General features: G+C 69.3%; 15 protein-coding genes and 1 tRNA gene. 10 read left to right on the forward strand and 6 right to left on the reverse strand.

All coding sequences use genetic code 11. From position 1 onward, the window contains the following. Positions 1–5 precede the first annotated feature (5 nt). Together F6X38_RS04880 and F6X38_RS04885 are read right to left on the reverse strand one after the other, a co-directional pair. Entirely contained in the window at positions 6–2162 is a 2157-nt protein-coding gene (locus F6X38_RS04880; protein WP_150968431.1) for a methyl-accepting chemotaxis protein, read from the reverse strand. 54 nt (positions 2163–2216) lie between these two features. Then, entirely contained in the window at positions 2217–3191 is a 975-nt protein-coding gene (locus F6X38_RS04885) for a sugar ABC transporter substrate-binding protein (RefSeq protein WP_161992623.1), read from the reverse strand. Positions 3192–3333: 142 nt separating this feature from the next. On the opposite strand from F6X38_RS04885, the gene F6X38_RS04890 reads away from it, so the two are divergent. Further along, positions 3334–3840, forward strand: coding sequence for a GNAT family N-acetyltransferase (locus tag F6X38_RS04890; protein ID WP_150968433.1), 507 nt, complete (start codon positions 3334–3336; stop codon positions 3838–3840). Positions 3841–3847: 7 nt separating this feature from the next. Here the strand turns inward: F6X38_RS04890 and F6X38_RS04895 are convergent, their stop codons facing one another. Continuing rightward, entirely contained in the window at positions 3848–4441 is a 594-nt protein-coding gene (locus F6X38_RS04895) for a DUF2585 domain-containing protein (protein ID WP_150968761.1), read from the reverse strand. 105 nt (positions 4442–4546) lie between these two features. Here F6X38_RS04895 and ppa point away from each other — a divergent pair, with 105 nt between their 5' ends. After that, complete coding sequence (ppa, locus tag F6X38_RS04900) at positions 4547–5098, forward strand: inorganic diphosphatase (protein WP_150968434.1); 552 nt, start codon at positions 4547–4549, stop codon at positions 5096–5098. 70 nt (positions 5099–5168) lie between these two features. Here ppa and F6X38_RS04905 read toward each other — a convergent pair whose 3' ends face one another. Beyond that, positions 5169–5471 (reverse strand): YggT family protein, encoded by a 303-nt coding sequence (locus F6X38_RS04905; RefSeq protein ID WP_150968435.1) that lies wholly within the window; start codon positions 5469–5471, stop codon positions 5169–5171. A 169-nt stretch (positions 5472–5640) separates the two neighbouring features. Between F6X38_RS04905 and F6X38_RS04910 the strand changes: the two genes are divergently transcribed. After that, a tRNA-Ala gene (locus F6X38_RS04910) sits at positions 5641–5716 on the forward strand. 378 nt (positions 5717–6094) lie between these two features. Here the strand turns inward: F6X38_RS04910 and F6X38_RS04915 are convergent. Beyond that, the gene (locus F6X38_RS04915; protein WP_150968436.1) at positions 6095–7612 is read right to left on the reverse strand and encodes an MDR family MFS transporter; all 1518 of its coding nucleotides are present in this window, start codon (positions 7610–7612) and stop codon (positions 6095–6097) included. A 210-nt stretch (positions 7613–7822) separates the two neighbouring features. Here F6X38_RS04915 and F6X38_RS04920 point away from each other — a divergent pair, with 210 nt between their 5' ends. From F6X38_RS04920 to F6X38_RS04935, 4 genes are all read left to right on the forward strand, one after another. Then, positions 7823–8653: an aldo/keto reductase gene (locus F6X38_RS04920; RefSeq protein WP_150968437.1), complete on the forward strand. Its 831-nt coding sequence runs from the start codon at positions 7823–7825 to the stop codon at positions 8651–8653. A 183-nt stretch (positions 8654–8836) separates the two neighbouring features. After that, positions 8837–10390 (forward strand): sugar ABC transporter ATP-binding protein, encoded by a 1554-nt coding sequence (locus tag F6X38_RS04925; protein ID WP_425482825.1) that lies wholly within the window; start codon positions 8837–8839, stop codon positions 10388–10390. Continuing rightward, a complete protein-coding gene (locus F6X38_RS04930; protein WP_150968439.1) occupies positions 10387–11388 on the forward strand; it encodes an ABC transporter permease in 1002 nt (333 codons plus the stop codon). The genes F6X38_RS04925 and F6X38_RS04930 overlap by 4 nt, the downstream gene beginning before the upstream one ends. Positions 11389–11467: 79 nt before the next feature. Next, entirely contained in the window at positions 11468–12412 is a 945-nt protein-coding gene (locus tag F6X38_RS04935) for a substrate-binding domain-containing protein (protein WP_150968440.1), read from the forward strand. A 68-nt stretch (positions 12413–12480) separates the two neighbouring features. Here the strand turns inward: F6X38_RS04935 and F6X38_RS04940 are convergent, their stop codons facing one another. Beyond that, positions 12481–13092, reverse strand: coding sequence for an FMN-dependent NADH-azoreductase (locus tag F6X38_RS04940; RefSeq protein WP_150968441.1), 612 nt, complete (start codon positions 13090–13092; stop codon positions 12481–12483). 56 nt (positions 13093–13148) lie between these two features. Here F6X38_RS04940 and F6X38_RS04945 point away from each other — a divergent pair, with 56 nt between their 5' ends. The 3 genes from F6X38_RS04945 to F6X38_RS04955 all read left to right on the forward strand — a co-directional run bounded on the left by F6X38_RS04945 (position 13149) and on the right by F6X38_RS04955 (position 14518). Further along, on the forward strand, positions 13149–13574 hold the full coding sequence (locus F6X38_RS04945; protein WP_150968442.1) for a winged helix-turn-helix transcriptional regulator: 426 nt from the start codon (positions 13149–13151) through the stop codon (positions 13572–13574). A gap of 108 nt (positions 13575–13682) precedes the next feature. Continuing rightward, positions 13683–14189 carry a YciE/YciF ferroxidase family protein gene (locus F6X38_RS04950; RefSeq protein WP_150968443.1) on the forward strand — a complete coding sequence of 169 codons (507 nt, stop codon included), beginning with the start codon at positions 13683–13685 and terminating at the stop codon, positions 14187–14189. 17 nt (positions 14190–14206) lie between these two features. Next, positions 14207–14518, forward strand: coding sequence for a plasmid stabilization protein (locus F6X38_RS04955; RefSeq protein ID WP_150968444.1), 312 nt, complete (start codon positions 14207–14209; stop codon positions 14516–14518). Position 14519 lies beyond the last annotated feature (1 nt).

Raw genomic sequence — 14519 nt, forward strand, 5'->3', positions numbered from 1 at the left:
GAGGGTCAGGCCGCCCGCGCGTAGGCGGCCGGTTCGACCTCGTCGACGACGCGGAAGCGGCCGATCATCTCCGTCAGGTGCCGCGCCTCCTCCATCAGGGCACGGCTCGCGGCCGTAGTCTCCTCCACCATCGCAGCGTTCTGCTGGGTGACCTTGTCCATGCTGCCGACGGCGTCGTTAAGCCCGGCGAGACCGCCGGCCTGCTCGCGCGCCGACTCGGCGATGCCGGCGACCATCGCGTCGACCTGCACCACCTTCGCCGCGATCCGGGACAGCGCCTCGCCGGCCTCGGCGACGAGGGTGACGCCGGAATCGACGCCGCGCGAGGCGGTGGCGATCAGACCCTTGATCTCCTTCGCCGCCTCCGCCGAGCGCTGCGCCAAGCCGCGCACCTCCTGCGCCACCACCGCGAAGCCACGGCCGGACTCGCCGGCCCGCGCCGCCTCGACCCCGGCATTGAGGGCCAGAAGGTTGGTCTGGAAGGCGATCTCGTCGATCACCGAGATGATCTTGCGGATTTCGGCCGAGGAGCGCTCGATGTCGCCCATCGCCTCGATGGCCTTGCCGACCACGAGGCCCGACGCGTCGACGTCGCGCTTCGCCGCTGCGGCGGCGTCGTGCGCGGCGGCGGCGCTCTGCGAGGTGACGCGGATCGCCTGCGTGACCGCGCTCAGCGCCGCGGCGGTCTCCTCCAGCGTCGCGGCCTGGGCTTCCGTGCGGCGCGACAGGTCGTGCGAAGCCTGCCCGATCTCGGTCGAGCCGCCGGCGATGCCGCCGGCCCCGGCCGCGACGCCGGCCATCGCGTCCGAGAGGCTCGCCATCGCGTCGTTGAAGTCGGCGCGCAGCCGCTCGTACTCGCCGGGCATCGCCTCTTCGAGCCGCAGGGTCAGGTCGCCGTCGGCGAGCGCCTTCAGGCCGGCGCCGAGCTTGGCGGCGACGAAGGCGCGCTCCTCGGCAATCGCCCGGGCGGCGGCTTCAGCTTCCGCCCGGCGCCGCTCGGCCTCGTCGGCGAGCCGCTCCTCCTCCAGGCGAGCCGCGAGGTCGCGCCGTTCGATCGCGGCGGTGCGGAACACCTGCATCGCGCCGGCCATGCCGCCGATCTCGTCGCGCCGCTTCGTGCCGGGCACCTCGACGGCGAGGTCGCCGTCCGACAGGCGGCGCATCGCCTGCGTCATCGCCCGCACCGGCCCGACGATACCGCGGCCGATCAGGAAGGCGACCGCCGCGCCGAACAGGAGCGCCGCGCCGGCGACGATCATCGCCGTCCGACGCGCGTCGTCGGCCACCTCGCCGGCGGCGCGCTTGGTGTCCTCCATCCGCGCCAGCTCATCGGCGCGCATCGCGGCGATGCGCGCGTCGACCGCGGCGTCGAGCTCCCGCTGCTGCACGAGCGCCGCCGTCCGGCGCTCGACCGCCGCGCGGGTCGACTTGATCGACGTGAACAGCGCCGTCAGGTTCTTGCGCCCGTCGTTGACGAGCGGGTGGCCGGCGAGCGTTTCCACGCGCCGGAACTGGTCGAACTTGCGCTCGGCGTCGCGAAGCGCGACCTGCGCCTCGAAGATGTCGTCCTCCGAGCCCTCGGCGATGAACGAGCGCAGCAGCATCCTGGCGGAGAGCACCCGGTCCTGGATGACGGATACCGCGTAGGCGTCGTCGAACTCGCCGTTGCGGCGGATCATCGCCCCGACGGTCTCGACCACCTTGGCGACGGCGGAACCGGCGAGCGCCCCCGCCTTGTCGGCCGCGGCCTGCGCCGCCTCGATGCCAGCGTCGCCCTTCAGCGTCCGGTCGTAGCCGCCGACGATCTGGTCGCGGAACGCCTTCCAGGCCGCTTCCCGCGCCGGATCGCCGGAAGCATTCGCGACGACGCCGTCGAGGCTCGCCTTGACGCGCCCGTAGGCCTCGTCGACCCCGCGCCGGTTCGCGTCGCTGCCGACGGCGACGAGCTGCGAAACGGCCAGCCGGAGCCCGAGCAGTCGGCTCGCGAGTTCGTCCGCTTCGGACGCGTTCGCCGCCCGTTCGCCGAAGCCGGCGAAGCTGTCCTTCAGGACGGCGAACCGCCCGGTGGAATGCGCCGCCATCGCGACGAGAACCAGAAGCAGCGCCCCGAAGCCGAGAAACAGCCGGGTGCCGATGCCGAAGTTAAGCCGAGGCGATTTCATGCGGGAGCTCGAACCGGAGGTCGATGAGAGGAAGGGATGCGTTCGGCGGCGTCATCATTGGGTGGCCGACGCGAAGTCCTCGAGGCTCTTCGGCGTCATCGTCACCTGCGGCGAGACGATCCAGGCCGGCAGCGTCTGGCAGGCGAGCAGCCGCAGCGCCGCCTGGACGGCGATGCCGCCTTCCTTTTCCGGGAAGCGCGCGACCGTGCCCTTGGTGGCGCGCTGCGCCAGCGCCGCGCGCCCCGCATCCGTGCCGCCGGTGCCGACCACCACGACGTCGAAAAGCTTCAGGCCTTTCAGCGCCTCGACCGCGCCGGCGGCCATGTCGTCGTTGCCGGCGTAGATTGCCTTGATGTCCGGGTGGGCCGCCATCAGCGCCGTCACCGCGTCCCGCGCCCGGTCCTTGGTGCCGTCGGTCGCGACGCTGTCGGCGAGTTGCAGGGTCGGGTACTGGCCGATCTCCTTCGCGAAGCCCGCGGCCCGCGCCGCGTTCTCCGGCGCGCCGGCCGGCCCGGAAAGTTGCGCGACGCCGGCGCCGAGCGGGAACAGCTCGTGCAGGTACTCGGCCGCCATCGCGCCGAACAGCGGCTGGTCCGCCGCGACGGAAAGCCTTGCGCCGGGGCCTTGCGCGCCGACCGCGACGGTCGGGATGCCGCGCTTCGCCGCGTCTGCAAGGATGCCTTTCCAGTCGCCGCCGTCCGGCGCGAAGAGCAGCGCGTCGGGCGACGCGGCGAGAGCCGCTTCCCGCGGCAGCGTCGTCAGCGCGACGTCGAAGCGCTTCGCCTCGGCGGCGAGTCCTTCGAGACTGTGGCGCGCTTCCGCATCCGGCGCGGCGGGCGGCACGACGACGAAGCGCAGCGGCCGGTCGGCGGGAGCGACCTTGCCGAACAGGTCGTCGAGCTGGCTCGACCGGACCCGGCTGTTCGCCGGCGGCTTCCTGTCGGGGCATCGTTCCGCGGCCGTGGCGGTGGTGGTGCATGACAAAGCGGCGAGAGCCAGTGCCAGGAGAGCGGGCGAAATCGAAGTCATGGCAGTCGGTTTCAGCCGTCCGATACGTCTATGCCGGGACGCCAAGTTGCGCCGCTGCATTTAATGCGCGGCTAACGGGCGGGCGCCGCCGATTTCTTTCGGCCGTGACGGATCGCGAAAGGGCGTTTAGGGTTAAGGCGAAATGAAGACGCTCGCCTCCGATATCCGATTCGCGGAACCGTCCGACGCGGCGTCTCTGGCCGACATCCATGCGGCGGCCTGGCGGAGCGCTTATACCGGCATCATCCCCTTCCGATCGCTGGGCGGAATGATCCGCCGGCGGGGGGTGGACTGGTGGCAGGCGGCGCTGGAGCGGCAGGCCGCGATCCTGGTGATCGAGTTCGCTGGCCGGCCGATCGGCTACGCGACGCTGGGGCGCAACCGGACGCGCGCGATCGAGGCCTCCGGCGAGATCTACGAGATCTACCTCCTGCCCGAATATCAGGGGCTCGGCTTCGGCCGCCGGCTGTTCGGCGCGGCGCGCGAACTCCTGCGCGAGCGCGGCCTGAAGGGCCTCGTGGTCTGGGCGCTGGCTGAGAACGAGCAGGCCGGCGCCTTCTACGCCGCGATGGGCGGCGTCGACATCGCGGAAGGCAGCGAAACCTTCGAGGCACGGACCATCCGCAAGGTCGCCTTCCGCTGGAACTGACGATCCCTCAGCCGCCCGCCTGCCAGGCGCGGACGGCATCCAACGGATAGATCAGCATCAGGACGTTCAGCGTCATGTTGTCCCGGATCGCGATCGCGGTCGCGAGTTCGAAGCCGATCGCGAGCAGCACTGTCAGCCAGACCGGCAGCCGTGCGGCGACGAGGAAGCCGAGCATCATCGCGCCGATATCGCTCGCCGAGTTGAGGACGCTGTCGCCGTAGTAGTGCAGCGAGACGGTTGCGGTGCGGTAGCGCCCGATCACGGCATCGGTGTTCTCGACGATCTCCCAGAGGCATTCGATCAGCGTCGCCGCGAGGAAGCGGACGCCGACCGGGCGCGTCCGCAAGATCAGGTGCGTGGCGGCGTAGAACAGGAAGCCGTGGATCAGGTGCGAGGGCGTGTACCAGTCCGACAGGTGCTGCGAGTTGCCGGGACCGGCGGGGTCGCCTTCCCAGAGCTTCACGACCCCGCAGGTGCAGATCGGCACGCGGCCCATCGCGAGAAGGGTCAGGGCCGTCGCGGCCACCACGGCGCCCGCCGCGATCAGCGCGAGCGGCAAGCGTGAACCCCGGCCGCGTCCGGGATTGCCGACGGTTTCCACGCGCCGATTCACCGAACCTCCCGATGCCCGAGGGCGCCAGATTGCCGCGGCGGGCTGTTGCGGCTAGAGCAGCGAGGGAGAAGAAGCAACCGGAAAGCCCGTCCCATGCGCATCGACGCGATCCCGCGCGGCAAGAACCCGCCCGAAGACATCAACGTCATCATCGAGGTGCCGGTCGGCGGCCATCCGATCAAGTACGAGATGGACAAGGAAGCCGGCGCGCTCTTCGTCGACCGCTTCCTTTACACGCCGATGACCTATCCGGGAAACTACGGCTTCGTGCCCCACACTCTGTCGGACGACGGCGACCCGATCGACGTCCTCGTGGTGAACACGCGGCCGCTGTTTCCGGGCTGCGTGATCAACTGCCGCCCGATCGGCGTCCTCGTGATGGAGGACAACAAGGGGCAGGACGAGAAGGTGATCGCGGTGCCCTCGCCCGAACTGACGCGCCGCTACGAGAACGTCACGAACTTCGACCAGCTCCCCGAGATCACGCTGAAGCAGATCGAGCACTTCTTCGAGCACTACAAGGATCTCGAACCCGGCAAATGGGTGAAGATCGGCGACTGGGGCGACTCGGAGATGGCGAAGCAGCTGATCAATGCTGCCGTCGAGCGCGCGGAGCGCGAGAAGAAGGGCGGCGTTCGGGAGTGATCCGGCGAACCGGCGGCGGGGCGCGAGACGCGTCGCCGCCGGCTCCTCCGAACTCGGCCGGGAGCCCCGGCTAGACGCCGGCCCTGTAGACCGCCGGGATCAGGTAGAGCACGATCACCTGCTGGATGAAGAAGATCAGCAGGAGGACGACGAGCGGCGACAGGTCGATGCCGCCGAGATCGGGCAGGACGCGGCGGATCGGGCGATAAAGCGGCTCGGTGGCGCGGTAGAGGAAGTTGCCGATCGAATCGACCACGGGGTTGCGGGCGTTCACGACGTTGAAGGCGAAGAGCCAGGACAGGATCGCCGAGACGATCACCAGCCACCAGACGATGTCGAGAACCAGCAGGATGACTTGGAGGACGGCGAGCATCGGCGGTCTTCTGGGCCTCGTTCGGGTGGCCGTGATGTAGCGACGGGCGGGACTGGCCGCAAGAAGCCGGCATCCGGCTTGTCCGAGCCTGACCGACGGACGCGGAACATGGTTTCGATCTGCTTGACAGGGTCCGGGCCGGCGACTTACAAGCCCGTCACCGGTGGACGGGGCTGTAGCTCAGTTGGGAGAGCGCGTCGTTCGCAATGACGAGGTCAGCGGTTCGATCCCGCTCAGCTCCACCAGCGTTTCCCGGTTTCTCCACACTTGCTGAAGTTATCCGAGGGCCCGACCGGCGGTCGTGCCGTGCGGTGAACTGTCCTGTCGTCGTGCGCGGAGGCTCGCCTGCCAAACGGCAAGGGCAGCCGGTTCCGGCCGCCCAGGTTTCCTCGATCGCTGTTCCACCCGGTCAGCCCGGAATGTCGTGGTGTCGGAAGGGGATGTCGTCGGCGGTGCTCCCGCCAAGCGCGCCAAAAGTTTGGCTATCTATGCAGCCGACACATCGATAGCCGTGACGCGACCGATTTCGCCGCCAAAGAATACCTTACGTCATTAAATTTCCGGCGGCAGATCTTCCGGCCAAAGCGCGTTGATCGGATGCGGGTGCCCGGCGGCGGGCGGACTCAGTGCCCGATCGCTGCGGAGGCTTCGCCTTCGACGTCCGGAACCGCGGCGGCGGGGGTGGGGGCGCGAGGGATCTGGGGCACCAGCACCGCAAGCGCCAGCGTCGCGACCGCGATCAGGAGGATGCCCCAGAAGGTGATGTGCAGCGAAAAGCCGAGGGCTGCCCGCGTCGCATCGTCGGCGGCCGCGGGCGCCGCGGCGCTCGATTCCAGGAACCGCCGGATGCGCTCGTAGTCGACGCTACCGCCGGAGGCCGCGAAGTTCGCGAGGCCGAGATTGAACACGGCGCCGAGCGCCGCCGCACCGAGTGTCGACCCGAGGTTGCGGGCGAAGATGTTCGAGGCCGTTCCCGCCCCTCGCTCCTTCCAGCCGACGCTGCTCTGGACGATCACGATCGCGCTCGTCGACAGGAAACCCATGCCGAAGCCCATGACGACCGAGCCGAGCCCGGCGACGAGCGGCGAGACGCCGGGCTGCAGCAGCAGGAACGGGATCGCGCCGAGCGGCAGGAGCGCGGCCCCGAAGAGCAGCGTCGCGCGGAGGCCGAAGCGCGGGAAGACCTTCGCCGAGATCGTCGCGCCGACCGGCCAGCCGAGCACCATCACCGTCAGCGTGAAGCCGGCGACGAGCGCCGACTGGCCGAGCACGCCCTGAACGTACATCGGCAGGAACGTCGTCAGTCCGATCACCGACATGCCGGCGAGCAGCGTCACGAGGTTGACGATCGCGAGCGTCCGGCGCGCCCAGAGGCGGACGTCCAGCATCGGGTCCGGCGCGCGCCGCTCGACCGCGGCGAAGAGCACCGCCGCCGCGAGGCAGACGACTGCCGCGACGAGGGCGATCCCGCCAGCGCCGCTCTCGCCGATCTCGGTCAGCGCCACCATCAGCGCCGCCACCGACAGGGTGAAGAGCGCGGCGCCCGCATAGTCGACGCGCCGCTCCGCGGCCGAGACGTTCTCCTTCAGGAACAGGAGGTAGCCCGCCGCCGCCGCGACCCCGACCGGCAGGTTGATCCAGAACACCCAGGCCCAGCTGACGTTCTGCACGATGAGGCCGCCGGCGAAGGGCCCGACCACCGACGACACGCCCCAGATGCTGGCGAGCCAGCCCTGGATCTTGCCCCGCTCCTCGACCGAATAGAGATCGCCGACGACGGTAAGCCCGACCGGCTGGATCGCGCCGGCCCCGACGCCCTGGAGCAGCCGGAAGACGATCAGCGAGGGCATCGACCAGGCGAAGCCGCAGAGCAGCGAACCGATCAGGAAGACCGCGATACCGAACAGGAGCACGGGCTTGCGCCCGTAGAGATCGGCAAGCTTGCCGAAGGCGACGGTCAGCGCCGTCTGCGCCAGAAGGAAGGACGAGAACACCCAGGAGTAGAGGTGGAGGTCGCCAAGCTGGCCGGCGATCTGCGGCATCGCGGTCGAGACGATGGTCGCCTCGATCGCGATCATCGCCATCGAGGCGATGACGGTGGCGAGAACCAGGGGACGGCGGGACTTGGGCGTCGTGAGCATTGCGGCCGATCGGAAAGGCTGGCGGGCGGCTCGCTCGGTGATACGAGGGCCGCTCGGGACGGGAAAGGGCGGGCCGGAAGGGCGGCGCCTTCGCTTGGGAGAGTGTCCGATGGAGGATGACGAAATCGAACTAGGCCGTTCGATGGCGGTGGCAATGCGCCTCGCCGCGCTATGTGGCTGCCGATCCCCCTTCGCATGGAAACCCGGTGCATGAGCCAGCAACCCACCATCACGTTCCACGACGGACGCGCGATTCCGCAGATCGGCCTCGGCGTCTGGCAGACGCCCGATGCCGACGCGGCGGAGGTCGTGGCGACGGCCCTGAAAGCGGGCTACCGCCACATCGACACGGCCGCCGGCTACGAGAACGAGCGCGGCGTCGGCGAGGGCCTCAGCCGGTCCGGGATCGAGCGGAACGAGGTCTTCGTCACCACGAAGCTGAAGAACGAGGACCAGGGCTTCGATTCCACGCTGCGCGCCTTCGACCGCAGCCTCGGCGAGCTCGGCCTGGACGCGGTCGACCTCTACCTCGTCCACTGGCCGTCGCCCTGGCGGGGCAAGTATGTCGAGACGTGGAAGGCGTTCGTGCGGTTGCGGGAAGAGGGGCGCGCCCGGTCGATCGGCGTGTCGAACTTCACGGACGAGCATCTGGAGCGGATCGTCGGCGAGACCGGCGTGGTGCCGGTCCTGAACCAGATCGAACTGCATCCGCGCTTCCAGCAGCGCGAGATGCGCGCGGCGGACGCGAAGCGCGACATCGTCACCGAATCCTGGAGCCCGCTCGGCCAGGGCGGTCTTCTCCAGGACGCCGCGATCGGCAGGATCGCCGAGAAGCACGGCCGGACGCCGGCGCAGGTGATCATCCGCTGGCATCTCGACAACGGCCTCGTGGTGATCCCGAAATCCGTGACGCCGAGCCGCATCGAATCGAATTTCGACGTCTTCGGTTTCCAGCTCGACGCGGAGGATCGCGCGGCGATCGACGCGATGGATTCCGGCGGCGGACGCATCGGTCCCGATCCCTTGACCGCGAAATTCTGAGGCACGTACCTCGCCGACCACCGATTCCGCGAAAGTTCAACGTTTAGGACCTCTTCCCCACGCCGCCCCGACTGCGTAAAGCTTCGCGCGGGAGGAATTCGGAATGGCGACGGAGGCGCTTTCGAGGGGTCGGCGGCCGGCTTCGCGCGGTGACGCGCGCCGGACGGCGCGTCGATGAGCGCGCTGGCCGTTCCGTCCGAGCGGGGAGCCGCGCCGTTCCTCTCGGTGGAGGGCGTCTCGAAATCCTTCGGGCCGGTGCAGGTGCTGAAGGACATCCGCCTCGACCTCCTGCCGGGCGAAGTGCACGCCGTGATCGGCGAGAACGGCGCCGGCAAGTCGACGCTGATGAAGATCATCGCCGGCCATCTGCAGCCGACAGGCGGCACGCTCGGCATCGAAGGGCAGCATGTCCGCCTGTCCGGCCCGCAGGAGGCCGAGGAGCGCGGCATCGTGCTCGTCCATCAGGAAATCCTGCTCGCCCCGGACCTTTCCGTCGCCGCCAACATCCATCTCGGGCGCGAGCGGACGCGCGGCATCGCGCTCGACGACCGCGGGATGAACGCGTCGGCGGGCGAGGCGCTGGCGCGGCTCGGCGCGGAGACGATCGATCCGAAGACGCCAGTGAACCGCCTGTCGATCGCGCAGCGCCAGCTCGTGCAGATCGCCCGGGCGCTGCTCGTGCCGCACCGCGCCGTGATCTTCGACGAGCCGACCGCCTCGCTGACGCCGCACGAGACCGAGGCGCTGCTCCGGATCATCGCGTCCATCCGAGAGCGGGGCGTCGCCGTCCTCTACATCTCGCACCGGCTGCCGGAGGTGAAGGCGATCGCCAGCCGCGTCACGGTCCTGCGCGACGGCCAGCACGTGACGACGCAAGGCGTCGCCGGGCTGGAGCCGGCCGACATGGCGCGGCTGATGGTCGGCCGCGACGTCTCGAAGCTCTACCCGGACCGCGACAACGCCAGCACGCGCGGCGCGGCGGCAGTCCTGGCGGCAACAAACGTGGCGGTGCCGGGCTTCGTGCGGGAGGCCTCGTTCGAGCTGCGGCGCGGCGAGATCCTCGGCTTCGCCGGGCTGGTCGGCGCCGGCCGCACCGAGCTGATGGAGGGCATCCTCGGCCTTCGCCCGATGAGCGGCGGCAGCGTGACGCTGGACGGCAAGCCGGTGCGCTTCCGCGACGCGCGCGACAGCATGGATGCCGGCATCGTCTATCTCAGCGAGGACCGGAAGGGCAAAGGCCTCCTCCTCGACCAGAGCCTGCGCACCAACCTGACGCTCGCCGCGCTCAGCCGCTTCACGGACGGGCCGCTCCTGAAGCCCGCCCGCGAGGAGGAGGCGCTGACCGGCGCGGTGCGCGACTTCGACATCCGCACCCGCCGACGCGACCTTCTCGCCGGCCAGCTTTCGGGCGGCAACCAGCAGAAGCTGCTGATCGCCAAGATGATGCTGCTCGAACCCCGCATCGTCGTGATCGACGAGCCGACACGCGGCATCGACATCGGCACGAAGGAACAGATCTACCGGACGATCGCCGATCTCGCGGCGGAAGGCCGCTCGGTGATCGTCATCTCCTCCGAGATGCCGGAACTGATCGGGCTCTGCGACCGCATCCTCGTGATGCGGGAAGGCACGATCGCCGGCGAGGTGACGGGCGAGGCGATGAACGAGCGCCGGATCGTGATGCTCGCCACCGGCTCCAGCGAAAAGGAGGCGGCGCTCGCCGTGGAGACTGAATGACCGACGCCGCCGGCCCCGCGCTGCCCGCCCGTTCCCCCCGCACCCTCGACCTTCGCGCCGTCGCGCCCTTCGCGGCGCTCGCCGCCCTCCTCGTCTTCGGCGCGCTGGTCAACCCGGCCTTCATCGGCCTCGACAACCTCGCGAACGTCGCGACGCGCTCCGCCTTCATCGCGGTGATCGCGGTCGGCGCGACCTTCGTCATCGCCGCCGGCGGCCTCGACCTGTCCGTCGGCTCGATGTCGGCCTTCGTCGCCGGCACGATGATCCTGTTCATGAATGCCGGCGCGCTCGGCGGCGGCGGCCCGGCGGTGATCGCCGCCGCGATGGGACTCGCCCTCCTCACCGGCGGGCTCTGCGGCCTCGCCAACGGCCTCATGACCACGCTCGGCCGGATCGAGCCCTTCATCGTAACGCTCGGCACGATGGGCATCTTCCGGGCGCTGACCGTCTGGCTCGCCGAGGGCGGCTCCATCGCGATGAAGGCGCAGGACCTTCGCGCCGCCTATCGCCCGGTCTATTTCGGCACGGTCTTCGGTATCCCGATCCCGGTGCTCGTCATCCTCGCGGTCGCGGCGATCGGCGCCTTCGTGCTCTATCGCACCAAGTTCGGCCGGCACGTCATGGCGGTCGGCTCGAACGAGGACGTCGCGCGCTATTCCGGCATCCGCGTCGACCGGGTCCGGACGATCACCTACGTCATCCAGGGGGTCTGCGTCGCGATCGCCGTCCTCGTCTACGTGCCGCGCCTGGGAGCCGCGACCGCGACGACGGGCATCCTCTGGGAGCTGCAGGCGATCACCGCCGTCGTCATCGGCGGCACGGCGCTGCGCGGCGGCGTCGGACGGGTCTGGGGCACGATCTGCGGGGCGCTGATCCTCGAGGTCGTCGGCAACATCATGGTGCTGTCGAGCCTCGTCAGCGAATATCTCATCGGCGCGGTGCAGGGCGCGATCATCATCGTGGCGATGCTGATCCAGCGCTCGCTCGCCCGCCGATAGGCGGACAAGGGCTCCGCGCGGCGCCGAGGCCGCGCGGGCGTCTTCAGGCAACGGTGTCTCGGCGTTTGGGAGGATGGACGTGAGGAAGACGGTTATCGGGCTGGCGGCCCTCGTCGCGACCGCGCTGGCGGGGGCGGCCGGAGCGCAGGACAAGACGGTCAACATGGCGGTGTCGATCCCCGCCGCCGACCACGGCTGGACGGGCGGCGTCGTGTACCACGCGACCCGCGCCAAGGAGATGCTGGAGAAGCGCTATCCGGGCCTGAAGATCACGGTGAAGACCTCGCCGGACGGCGCTTCGCAGGCGAACGCCTTGGAGGACCTGTCGGCGCAGGGCATGGACGCGCTCGTCACGCTGCCGCACAATTCCGACGAGCTGACCGACCCGATCCGGCAGGTGAAGGAGAAGGGCACCTTCGTCACCGTGGTGGACCGGGCGCTCTCGGACAACACGATCCAGGACCTCTACGTCGCCGGCAACAATCCGGAACTCGGCCGCGTCGCCGGCAAGTACATGGTGGACACGCTGAAGAGCGGCGATGTCGTGGTGATCCGCGGCCTGCCGATCGTCATCGACGAGGAGCGGCAGAAGGGCTTCGACGAGGCGATCGCCGGCTCGAACATCAAGGTGCTGGAGAAGCAGTTCGGCAACTGGTCGCGCGACGACGCCTTCAAGGTCATGCAGGACTACCTGACGAAATACCCGAAGATCGACGCCGTCTGGTGTCAGGACGACGACATGGCGGTCGGCGTGCTCGAGGCCATCAGCCAGGCCAACCGCACGGACATCAAGTTCGTGGTCGGCGGCGCCGGCATGAAGGACATGATCAAGAAGGTGCAGGACGGCGACAAGATGGTTCCGGTCGACGTGCTCTACCCGCCGGCGATGATCGCCACCGCGATGGAGCTGACGGCGGCGAACTTCTACGACCAGAACCCGATCCGCGGGAACTACATCCTCGACGCGACCCTCGTCACGAAGGAGAACGCCGAGGAGTTCTACTACGCCGACTCGCCGTTCTGAGCGGCGACGACGGGTTTCGGCATCGTCGGAGGGGCGCCGCGAGGCGCCCCTTTTGCTTTTCGAGGCCGTCAAGCCGCCTTCAGCCCGCCGATCTCATCCAGCGCCTTCGCCACGGATGCCTCGCGCTGGTCCAGGCCGCGCGCGACCCCTTCGGCGACGACGACTTCCGGGTTCGCGACGCCGATGAAGGCGAAGGCCGAGCGAAGGTACGTCTCGGCATGCTCGAAGGACTGGTGCGGCGTTCCCGACCCGTAGAAACCGCCGCGCGACACGGCGAGGATGACGCGCTTGTCTCCCGCCAGCCCTTCGGCGCCGTTCGCGCCGTAGCGGAAGGTCTTGCCGGCGACGAGGATGCGGTCGATCCAGGCCTTCAACTGGCTCGGGATCGTGAAGTTGTAGAGCGCTACGCCGATCACCACCGTGTCGGCGGCAAGGAACTCGTCCAGCACCTTGCCACCCAGCGCCAGATCCTCCTGCATCGCCTGATCGTGCTGCACGTCCGGGCTCTGGCCGGCGAGATAGGCGCCGCTGAGATGCGGGATCGGCGAGGCGGCGAGGTCGCGATAGGTGACGGACACGTCCGGCGAGGCGGCGCGCAGCCGCTCGACCGCCGCCGCCGACAGGGTGCGGCTGACGGAGTTGCCGCCGAGGATGCTGGAATCGACGTGGAGGAGGTTCATCTGGAACACCGGTGCTGGTATGGTTTTGTGACCGGCACCCAATAAGTACCTATCCGATGAGCGCGCAAGAAGGCACATTGGTGAGACGGGGGCACAGCGATGTGCCCGCCCCTGCCCCCGCACGGCGACATTCGCCGGAAAGCTGCAAGGGCGTCAGCGAGGTGCTGGCCCGGGTCGGCGACAAATGGAGCGTCCTGATCGTCATGACGCTCGGCGACGGGCCGCGCCGCTTCAACGAACTGAAGCGGACCGTCGGCGGCATCTCGCAGCGCATGCTGACCCTGACGCTGCGCGGCCTCGAACGCGACGGCCTCGTGACGCGGACGGTGTTTCCGACGATCCCACCGCGCGTCGACTACGAGCTGACCGACCTCGGCCGCTCACTCGTCGGTCCCGTGAAGGCGCTCGGCGACTGGGCGCTCGCCAACCGTCCCGCCATGGTCGAGGCGCGGCACCGCTTCGACGGGGGAGCGGGCGGATAGAGCGTTTCGCGACTACGCATCCGGGTGGAACGGGAGCGATTGTCGCACCCTTTAGGGCACTGGAAGGCGGCAACCGCCGCCGAGCAAACCTGACAAGGGAGTCGACCGATGGGCCTCTTCACCAAGGACATCAAGACGATGAACGATCTCTTCGTTCATACGCTGCAGGACATCTACTACGCCGAGAACCAGATCGTGAAGGCGCTGCCGAAGATGGCGGAGAAGGCGACGAACCCGCAGCTCAAGCAGGCTTTCCAGACGCATCTCAAGGAAACCGAAGGCCAGATCAAGCGGCTGGAGGAGGTGTTCCGCATGCACGGCACGGAGGTGAAGGGCGTCACCTGCGAGGCGACTGACGGCCTCCTCGCCGAAGCCAAGAGCGTGATGGGCGAGGTCGCCGATCCGGAAGTGCTGGACGCCGCGATGCTCGCTTCGGCGCAGGCGGTGGAGCACTACGAAATCTCGCGTTACGGCACGCTCGTCGCCTGGGCGAAGCAGCTCGGCCGCGAGGACTGCGCGCGCCTTCTTCATGAGACGCTGGACGAGGAGAAGGCCACCGACGGCAAGCTCTCGCAGCTCGCGGGCGGTTCGGTGAACCGTCAGGCAGCCGCCTGAGGCGGAGGGCTCGCGAGATGCCGCAGGGCGACAAGCGCAAGTACACCGACAAGCAGAAGCGCGAAGCCGAGTATATCGCGGACGGCTACGAGGCGCGTGGCCTGCCCGAGAAGGAAGCCGAGCGCCGCGCCTGGGCGACCGTCAACAAGCAGGACGGCGGCGGCAACAAGCCCGGCGGCTCCGGCCATGGAACGCCGAAGGACCATGAGCCGGCGAAGCGTGGCGGCAAGCTCGGCGGCGCCGCTTCCGCCAAGCGCTCGGCCGCCGACCGTTCGGCTTCCGCCAGGAAGGCAGCTGCGACGCGCAAGGAACACGCCGCGCAGCAATGAC

Origin of the sequence: Plantimonas leprariae, from assembly GCF_008802405.1 — a bacterium.
In the GTDB taxonomy this organism is placed as follows: Bacteria; Pseudomonadota; Alphaproteobacteria; order Rhizobiales; family Rhizobiaceae; genus Plantimonas; species Plantimonas leprariae.

Coding starts and splice junctions, on each gene's coding strand:
- F6X38_RS04880 (WP_150968431.1), bottom strand. CDS start 2,162: ATGAAATCGCCTCGGCTTAACTTCGGCATCGGCACCCGGCTGTTTCTC.
- F6X38_RS04885 (WP_161992623.1), bottom strand. CDS start 3,191: ATGACTTCGATTTCGCCCGCTCTCCTGGCACTGGCTCTCGCCGCTTTG.
- F6X38_RS04890 (WP_150968433.1), top strand. CDS start 3,334: ATGAAGACGCTCGCCTCCGATATCCGATTCGCGGAACCGTCCGACGCG.
- ppa (WP_150968434.1), top strand. CDS start 4,547: ATGCGCATCGACGCGATCCCGCGCGGCAAGAACCCGCCCGAAGACATC.
- F6X38_RS04905 (WP_150968435.1), bottom strand. CDS start 5,471: ATGCTCGCCGTCCTCCAAGTCATCCTGCTGGTTCTCGACATCGTCTGG.
- F6X38_RS04915 (WP_150968436.1), bottom strand. CDS start 7,612: ATGCTCACGACGCCCAAGTCCCGCCGTCCCCTGGTTCTCGCCACCGTC.
- F6X38_RS04920 (WP_150968437.1), top strand. CDS start 7,823: ATGAGCCAGCAACCCACCATCACGTTCCACGACGGACGCGCGATTCCG.
- F6X38_RS04930 (WP_150968439.1), top strand. CDS start 10,387: ATGACCGACGCCGCCGGCCCCGCGCTGCCCGCCCGTTCCCCCCGCACC.
- F6X38_RS04940 (WP_150968441.1), bottom strand. CDS start 13,092: ATGAACCTCCTCCACGTCGATTCCAGCATCCTCGGCGGCAACTCCGTC.
- F6X38_RS04945 (WP_150968442.1), top strand. CDS start 13,149: ATGAGCGCGCAAGAAGGCACATTGGTGAGACGGGGGCACAGCGATGTG.
- F6X38_RS04950 (WP_150968443.1), top strand. CDS start 13,683: ATGGGCCTCTTCACCAAGGACATCAAGACGATGAACGATCTCTTCGTT.
- F6X38_RS04955 (WP_150968444.1), top strand. CDS start 14,207: ATGCCGCAGGGCGACAAGCGCAAGTACACCGACAAGCAGAAGCGCGAA.